The following is a 7,292-nucleotide window of genomic DNA, read 5'->3' on the forward strand; positions in this document are numbered from 1 at the left end:
ACGCCGCACTGTTGGCCCGTATTCGTCTGGACGGTCAGGAGATCCGGTTTGTCTTCCCGTACGCCCGCCCCTGTCGGCGACGCCACCACGTCTGCCGGCGCCGCCACGCCCGCCGGCGGCCACGTCGTCGACCCCGCCGGCGGCTGCCCGCACGCGCTGAACGCCGAGCTGCGGGCCCAGGGGTCCGTCGCCGACATCGTCCTGCCCGGTGGCGTGCCCGCGGCGGTCGTCCTGGGGCACGACACGCTCAAGGAGTTCCTCTCCCACCCCGACGTGGCCAAGGACGCCCGCCACTGCCCCGCCCTGAACGACGGGACGATCCCCGCCGACTGGCCCCTGCGCGTCTTCGCCAACGCGCAAGGCATGCACACCGCCGACGGCGCCGACCACCGCCGGCTGCGCTCCCTCGTCGGCAACGCCTTCACCGCGCGCCAGGTGGAGCGGCTGCGGCCGCGCATCGAGGAGCTGACCACCGGCCTCCTCGACGACCTCGCCCGGGCCGCCGACGAGGACCCGGACGGCGTCGCGGACCTGCGCACCCACGTCGCGCTCCCGCTGCCCCTGAGCGTCATCTGCGAGCTGCTCGGTGTGGACGCCGAGCACCGCGGCCGGCTGCACGACCTCACCTACACCGTGATCGTCGCCACCGACACCACTCCCCAAGAGGTGACGGCCGCCGTACGCGAACTCGTCGAGCTGCTCGGCACCGTCGCGGCCGCCCGCCGGACCGCCCCCGGCGACGACCTGACCAGCGCCCTGATCGCCGCCCGCGAGGACGGCGGCGACCGGCTGAGTGAAGCCGAACTCATCGGCACCATGCGCCTGATGCTGGTCGCCGGGCACGAGACCACCCTCAACCTGATCAGCAATGCCGTACGGGCACTGTGCACCCACCGCGACCAGCTGACGCTGGTCCTCGAGGGCAAGGCCACCTGGGCCGCCGTGGTCGACGAGACGCTGCGCTGGGACGGCCCCGTGAGCTGGTTCCCCTTCCGCTACCCCACCCGCGACCTCGCCCTCGGCGGCAGCGTGATCCCGCAGGGCACCCCGGTCCTCGCCGGCTACACCGCCGCCGGACGCGACGAGGACTTCCACGGCCCGGACGCCGACCGCTTCGACATCACCCGGCCCGGAGCGGCCCGGCACCTCTCCTTCGGCCACGGCGCGCACTACTGCGTCGGAGCACCGCTCGCCCGCCTCGAAGCCACGATCGCTCTCGAACGGCTCTTCACCCGCTTCCCGGACCTCGAACTGGCGGTCCCCGAGGCCGACCTGCTGCGCCAGCGCAGCTTCATCGGCAACAGTGTCGAAGCCCTCCCGGTGCGCCCGGTCCGGCGCTGACGGGCCCCAGCCGTCGACCGGGTGGGTACTGCCGAGTCGGCGGCGGGTCAGTGGCCGTGTGCGGCCGGACGGTCAGACGCCGTGGTGCCGGCCGCCGTACCGCAGCCGCTCGACCAGGGCGAGGAAGAGGAAGAGATTCGGGATCTTCTTGACCGGCACTCTCGCCCACGGCAGCTTCTTGCCGGCCTTGCGCAGCACCAGCACCCCCTGCGAGAGCTCGACCTGCTCGATCTCCGGCCAGGTCAGGCTGCCCTTGGCGGTGGCCACCCCGCCCAGGTTCACCGACAGCTCCCCGTAGGCCAGCGTCCCGCCCTGTTCCAGCCCGGCGAGCAGGGCGGGCAGCTGCGCACGGGTGATCTCCTGCTGGAGCAGGGGTCCCCAACGCTCGGGCTGGGCGTAGAACTCGGTCACCTTGAGCGTCGTACCGTCGCCGCGGTGGAGCGTGTACACATAGGTGGTCCCGACATAGACCCCGTTCGCGTAGCGCTCGGTGATCTCCTGGAGCACCGTCGTCGAGTCCCAGCGGAAGACGGAGACCTCACCGTCGCGTCCGACCTCGGCGACGCCGTGCTCGAAGACGTGCAGCCGGTGGGCGGCCTGCTTGCGGGAGAGGTTGGGTGTCCGGAAGGCGAGCCAGAAGAAGTAGGCACCCAGGGGCGGCAGGATCAGGGAGACGGTCGCCATGAGCAGGAGAACGGCCAGCCGCACGCTGCCGAACCTCTTCGGCACAAACGTCTCCCGCCACTGCCCGAGCCCTTCGGTCCCGGGAAGCACCGCATGAGGGGGCGCTGTCTGCCCGGGCCCCTGCTGGGCGGTCGATCCTGTCATGAGCCGTGCTCCTTGCCGTGGTGATGCGGAATTGCGGCGACCATTGTGCGGGCACGGCCGACGCCCGTACGCGCCGGGGCCTCCGACAGTCGCCTCCGCCCCGGCCGACCGGGTCCTGGCTACCGTCCCCACCAGGACGGAGACACGCTCAACGCCCAGACGTCACCGGCTTGATGGAGCTCCGGGTCGTCGACGTCGTGTTCGCCGTCGCCGTAGGGGTCGGGGTCGTCGATGACGAAGATGCGGGCACCGGACTCGGCCACGCGAAACCGGTGGACGTCCCCGGAAAGATCGTCGGGAACGACCTCGCAGCCCGAGGACCGGATCACCGACCGCAACTCCTCGAAGCGGACACGGGGGCGGAATTCCCCGTACGTGTCCACGAGCGACGACGGCACACAGGGGCCGTGGATCAACCGGTGGACCTGCACAGTGAGCCCGAAGCAGGACATGAGCCCATCGACCTCGGAGAACGACAGCTCCACGAGCCCGTAGTCGCGGCGCAGCTGCTTCTTGCCGGGGTCGTCGAGATAGTCGCGCCCGACGGTCGCCTCCCATGCGCCGGGTGCGGATCCGATGCCGACTCCGAGGACGTCGCCGTGAGTGGCGACGTGGGCGTAGAAGTCCAGATCGGACACGCGGTGATCTCCTTGGTCGGGGCTCTGCGCACCATAGACCTCGCCGCTCCGGCAGCGGTCGCCGGGTCGCCTCCTCGCCGGCCGCATACCAGGCTGTTCGGTGACGGCCCCCGACGGCACCGGCACCGGCCCGGCGCACGCGGTCGAGGTCTTCCGCGTCCGGGTGCGAAAGACGCTGGATCGGTGAGCGCGGGCCGCCGTACGGTGGCGCCATGAGCGATCATTCGGAAGCGCCCATCGCACCCGTCGAGGCCTTCGACCCTCCCTACTACGTCGCCGTCTTCACGACCGTGCGGTCCGAGGACCAGAGCGGGTACGGCGAGACCAACGCCCGGATGGAAGAGCTGGTCAAGGAGGTCCCCGGGTACTTGGGGATGGACCATGCGCAGACGCCCGGTGGTCTGGGCATCACCGTCGGGTACTTCCGCGACGCCGACGCCCTGGCGCAGTGGCGGAGCAACGCCGAGCACCGCGCGGCGCAGCAGCGCGGGCGGGCCCAGTGGTACCAGAGCTACACACTGCACGTGGCGAAGGTCGAGCGGAGCCACGGGTTCACGCGCGAGTAGGGCCCACGCGCGCAGGGACCAGGGCCCGCTCGGACGACCCACGCGACGCGCACGGCGACGAAACGTCGGCTACGGCTGCCGGCCCGTCGCTTCCGACGGGGACGCCGCGCGTTCCGCCGGCCTCGACGTGGTCATGTCGAGCAGGAGCAGCGCGTCGTGGTCCGGTGTGCCGGGCTCGGCCGTGTAGACGCCGAGTCGCTGGCCGGGGGTTCCTTCCACGTGCAGGGGCTGCGAGGTGAGGGTGAGCGTGCCGACCCGGGGATGGCGGAACGTCTTGCGGGCGGGCTTGCGTCCGGTCACCTCGTAGCGTTCCCACAGGCCCGCGAAGTCGGGGCTCTTCAGGAGCAGCTCACCGACGAGTCCGGTGAGGTCGGGAGCGTCCGGGGCGGTGCCCGCGACGGCGCGCAGACGGGCCACACACCCGGTGATCTGCCGTTCCCAGTCGGGGAAGAGATCGCGGGCCGCCGGATGCAGGAAGAGGTAGCGCGCCAGGTTGCGCTGCTTGAGCGGCCAGTCGTCCAGGCCCGCGTACAGGGCGAGACCGCCGGGGTTCCAGGCCAGCACGTCCATGCTGCGGCTGATCACGTACGCCGGATTCGGGCGCAGTGACTCGAGCAGCAGCCGGAGGTGGGGACGCACGGTGCGGCCGGGCGCGGGCGGCGGTTCCGGGACGTAGCGTGCGGCGCGTGCGGCGAGCTCGCGCAGGTGCTGGTGCTCCTGGTCGTCCATGCGCAGGGCACGGGCGAGGGAGTCGAGGACCGCGGGGCTCGGGCGGGTCTCCTTGCCGCGCTCCAGGCGGACGTAGTAGTCGATGCTGATGCCGGCGAGGGTGGCCAGCTCCTCGCGGCGCAGCCCGGGTGTGCGCCGGATGCCGGTGCCGACGGTGAGGCCGACGTGCTCGGGGCTGGTCTGGGTGCGGCGGGCGCGCAGATAGCGGCCCAGCTCGGCGCCCTCGCTGTTCACGCTCTCGGATGCCATGACCCCAGTCTCACCCCGCGCGCCCGCGCCCCACGGAGGTGAGAGGGGCCCTGTCATTACCCCTGAAGGGCCCGCCCTGCCGCACGGCCGCGAGGGGGGCGAAGGTGGAAGGGCAGGACACCGGTACCCCGGTCGACCACGGGTCCGAGGAGGCCGACCCAGGCCGAGCGAGATGCCCGGCCCGGCTGGAGCGAGATGCCCGACCCAGGTCGAGCGAGATGCCCGACCCGGGTGGAGGGAGATGCTCGGCCCGGGGGAGACAAGGTGCCGGGAACGCCAGGAAACCGCTTTGGAGTGAACCCGTCATGCGTGCAGCAGTGATGTACGGAGCCGGAGACGTCCGCGTCGAGGACCGGCCCGACCCGAAGATCGTCAAGCCGGCCGACGCCGTGGTGCGTACCGTCGCCGCGTGCGTGTGCGGCAGCGACCTGTGGCCGTACCGGTCGCTGCCGGCCGGCGAGACAGGCCGCCCCATGGGGCACGAGTTCCTCGGCGTCGTCGAGGACACCGGCGCCGACGTGACCGGCCTGACGGCGGGCGACCTGGTCGTCGCCCCGTTCACCTACTGCGACAACACCTGCGACTACTGCGCCAAGGGACTGCACATCTCCTGCCGCAACGGCGGCCGGTACGGCTTCGACGGCGTCGACGGCGGGCAGGGCGAGGCCGTCCGCGTCCCCTACGCGGACGGCACCTTGGTGAAGCTGCCGGTGGCGGCCGACTCCGCGCTGGTGCCGTCACTGCTGGCGCTGTCGGACGTGATGACCACCGGCCACCACGGCGCGGTCACCGCCGGCGTGGGCCGCGGCGACACCGTGCTGGTCGTCGGCGACGGTGCGGTCGGCCTGTGCGCGGTGATCGCCGCGAAGCGGCTCGGCGCCGAACGGATCGTCCTCGCCGGACGCCACGAGGCCCGCACCGACCTGGGCCGCCGCTTCGGCGCCACCGACGTGGTCGCCGCGCGCGGCGAGGAGGGCATCGCCCGCATCCGCGAGCTGACCGGTGGTGTGGCCAAGGTGATCGAGGCCGTCGGCACCCGCCAGGCCCTCGACACCGCCCTCGGGGCGGTCCTGGACGGCGGCACCATCAGCCGCCTGGGCGTCCCGCAGTACGAGCAGGGGCCGCTCGGCCCGGCGGAGTTCATGCGCAACATCACCCTGACCGGCGGCGCCAGTCCCGCCCGCGCCTACATCGAGCAGCTCCTGCCCGACGTCCTCGACGGCACCATCGCCCCCGGCCGCGTCTTCGACCGGACGTTTCCCCTGGAGCAGACACCGGACGCCTACCGCGCCATGGCCGACCGGGAGGTCCTGAAGGCGCTGATCCGGCCCTGATCGGACGACCGGGGCACCGGAAGGGGGGCGGTCCCGCCGGCCGGCCGCGCGACGGAGCCGATGTCCCTCCGGGGTCGGCCACGCGACGGAGCCGATGTCCCTCCGGGGTCGGCCAGGACGCCCCGCCGGGCGCCGTGTTGGGCCGGATGCAGCAGCGCGCAGCGCTGGCGTCGCGCGCCGGGGCGAGGCTGGGCCTGCTGGATCGCTCACCCCCCTGGGAGACCCGATGCCCCTTTCCTCTCCTGCCGGCGGTCGCACCGCGTGCGGTCCCCGTGCCCGCGCGGCCGTCGTCGTCGCAGCGTGCCTGGCCGTCCTCGGCCCGGCAACCGTCGCCACCGCCGCGCCCGCCGATCCCTATGACGACCGCGCGCTGCAACAGCAGATCGAGCAGCTGGTGCACAGCGACGGCGGCCCGCCCGGCGTCATCGCCGTGCTCCAGCGTGACCGGGACACCCGGGTGCTGCGCGCGGGCGTCGCCGACCTCGCCACCGGCCGGCCGCCACAGATCAACGACCACATGCGCATCGCCAGCACCGCCAAGGCGTTCAGCGGGGCGGTGGCCCTCAGCCTCGTCCACCGGCACCGGCTGCGCCTCGACGAAACCCTGGGCGAGCGGCTGCCGCAGCTGCCGCGGGCGTGGAGCAGCGTGACCCTGCGGCAGCTGCTCAACCACACCAGCGGACTGCCGGACTACAGCGAGGACCCGGAGTTCCTCAGCATCGTCACGGCCGATCCGCGTCACCACTTCGACTCGCGCCACCTGCTGGACTTCGTGGCCGACGAGCCCCTGCTGTTCCCGCCCGGCAGCCGGTACCACTACTCCAACTCCGACAACATCGCCGTAGCGCTGATGGCGGAAGCGGCCACCGGCACCCGGTACGAGCAACTGCTGCGCGAGCTGGTCTACCGGCCGCTCGGGCTGCGCAGCACGAGCCTGCCGCAGGGCTACCGCATGCCCGAGCCGTACCTGCACGGCTACGACGTCACCCCGCCCGGGCCGCCGGAGGACGTCAGCGAGGTCCTCAGCGCGTCCGGGGTGTGGGCGTCCGGAGGGATCATCTCCACGCCGGCCGACATGACGCGCTTCATTCGCGGTTACGCCTCCGGTGCCCTGTACGGGCCGGCCGAGGTGCGCGCTCAGCGCCAGTGGATCCAGGGCTCCTCCGAACCCGCCGGTCCGGGACGCAACAGCGCCGGGCTCGCGATCTTCCGTTACGAGACGCGATGCGGAGAAGTCCTGGGGCACACCGGCAACTTCCCCGGCTACACCCAGCTGATCGCCGCCACGCCGGACGGCCGGCGCTCGCTGACCTTCTCCGTCACCACCCAGATCAACCGGACCGTCGCCCCCGCCCTGCTGGAGCGGCTGCGGGCCGTCCAGGAGAACTACGTCTGCGCCCTCCTGCGCGGGAGACACTGACGACCGCCCGCGCCAGGGGGGCTGCGCCGGTCAATTGCTGCGGGCGGTGATGTCGCCGCTGGTGGTGGTGGCGTGGATGTCGAGGGTGGAAGCGCCGTCGTTCTTGAGGGTGTTGGCGATACGGCCGTGGCTGGTGCCGGCGTCGAGGGTGGCGGAGACGCCGGCGGCGGCGGTGACGGTGATGTCG

At 72.6% G+C, this 7,292-nt stretch carries 7 protein-coding genes; 4 read left to right on the forward strand and 3 right to left on the reverse strand.

From position 1 onward, the window contains the following. The first annotated feature begins 156 nt into the window (after positions 1 to 156). Positions 157 to 1,341, forward strand: coding sequence for a cytochrome P450 (locus ACF1AL_RS27765; RefSeq protein WP_391827943.1), 1,185 nt, complete (start codon positions 157 to 159; stop codon positions 1,339 to 1,341). A gap of 72 nt (positions 1,342 to 1,413) precedes the next feature. On the opposite strand, the gene ACF1AL_RS27770 is transcribed toward ACF1AL_RS27765, so the two are convergent. Continuing rightward, entirely contained in the window at positions 1,414 to 2,070 is a 657-nt protein-coding gene (locus ACF1AL_RS27770; RefSeq protein ID WP_391827915.1) for a DUF6585 family protein, read from the reverse strand. Positions 2,071 to 2,288: 218 nt separating this feature from the next. Continuing rightward, positions 2,289 to 2,807: a hypothetical protein gene (locus ACF1AL_RS27775; RefSeq protein ID WP_391827917.1), complete on the reverse strand. Its 519-nt coding sequence runs from the start codon at positions 2,805 to 2,807 to the stop codon at positions 2,289 to 2,291. Positions 2,808 to 3,019: 212 nt separating this feature from the next. Between ACF1AL_RS27775 and ACF1AL_RS27780 the strand changes: the two genes are divergently transcribed. After that, positions 3,020 to 3,373 (forward strand): antibiotic biosynthesis monooxygenase family protein, encoded by a 354-nt coding sequence (locus ACF1AL_RS27780; protein WP_391827919.1) that lies wholly within the window; start codon positions 3,020 to 3,022, stop codon positions 3,371 to 3,373. A gap of 69 nt (positions 3,374 to 3,442) precedes the next feature. On the opposite strand, the gene ACF1AL_RS27785 is transcribed toward ACF1AL_RS27780, so the two are convergent. Next, the gene (locus ACF1AL_RS27785; protein ID WP_391827921.1) at positions 3,443 to 4,351 is read right to left on the reverse strand and encodes a helix-turn-helix transcriptional regulator; all 909 of its coding nucleotides are present in this window, start codon (positions 4,349 to 4,351) and stop codon (positions 3,443 to 3,445) included. A 305-nt stretch (positions 4,352 to 4,656) separates the two neighbouring features. Here ACF1AL_RS27785 and ACF1AL_RS27790 point away from each other — a divergent pair, with 305 nt between their 5' ends. Together ACF1AL_RS27790 and ACF1AL_RS27795 are read left to right on the forward strand one after the other, a co-directional pair. Then, positions 4,657 to 5,685, forward strand: coding sequence for a zinc-binding dehydrogenase (locus ACF1AL_RS27790; protein ID WP_391827923.1), 1,029 nt, complete (start codon positions 4,657 to 4,659; stop codon positions 5,683 to 5,685). A gap of 226 nt (positions 5,686 to 5,911) precedes the next feature. Next, complete coding sequence (locus ACF1AL_RS27795; protein ID WP_386420855.1) at positions 5,912 to 7,105, forward strand: serine hydrolase domain-containing protein; 1,194 nt, start codon at positions 5,912 to 5,914, stop codon at positions 7,103 to 7,105. Positions 7,106 to 7,292: the final 187 nt, after the last annotated feature.

The sequence above is a fragment of the Streptomyces sp. NPDC014801 genome, assembly GCF_043082085.1.
In the GTDB taxonomy this organism is placed as follows: Bacteria; Actinomycetota; Actinomycetes; order Streptomycetales; family Streptomycetaceae; genus Streptomyces.

Coding starts and splice junctions, on each gene's coding strand:
- ACF1AL_RS27795 (WP_386420855.1), top strand. CDS start 5,912: ATGCCCCTTTCCTCTCCTGCCGGCGGTCGCACCGCGTGCGGTCCCCGT.
- ACF1AL_RS27785 (WP_391827921.1), bottom strand. CDS start 4,351: ATGGCATCCGAGAGCGTGAACAGCGAGGGCGCCGAGCTGGGCCGCTAT.
- ACF1AL_RS27790 (WP_391827923.1), top strand. CDS start 4,657: ATGCGTGCAGCAGTGATGTACGGAGCCGGAGACGTCCGCGTCGAGGAC.
- ACF1AL_RS27780 (WP_391827919.1), top strand. CDS start 3,020: ATGAGCGATCATTCGGAAGCGCCCATCGCACCCGTCGAGGCCTTCGAC.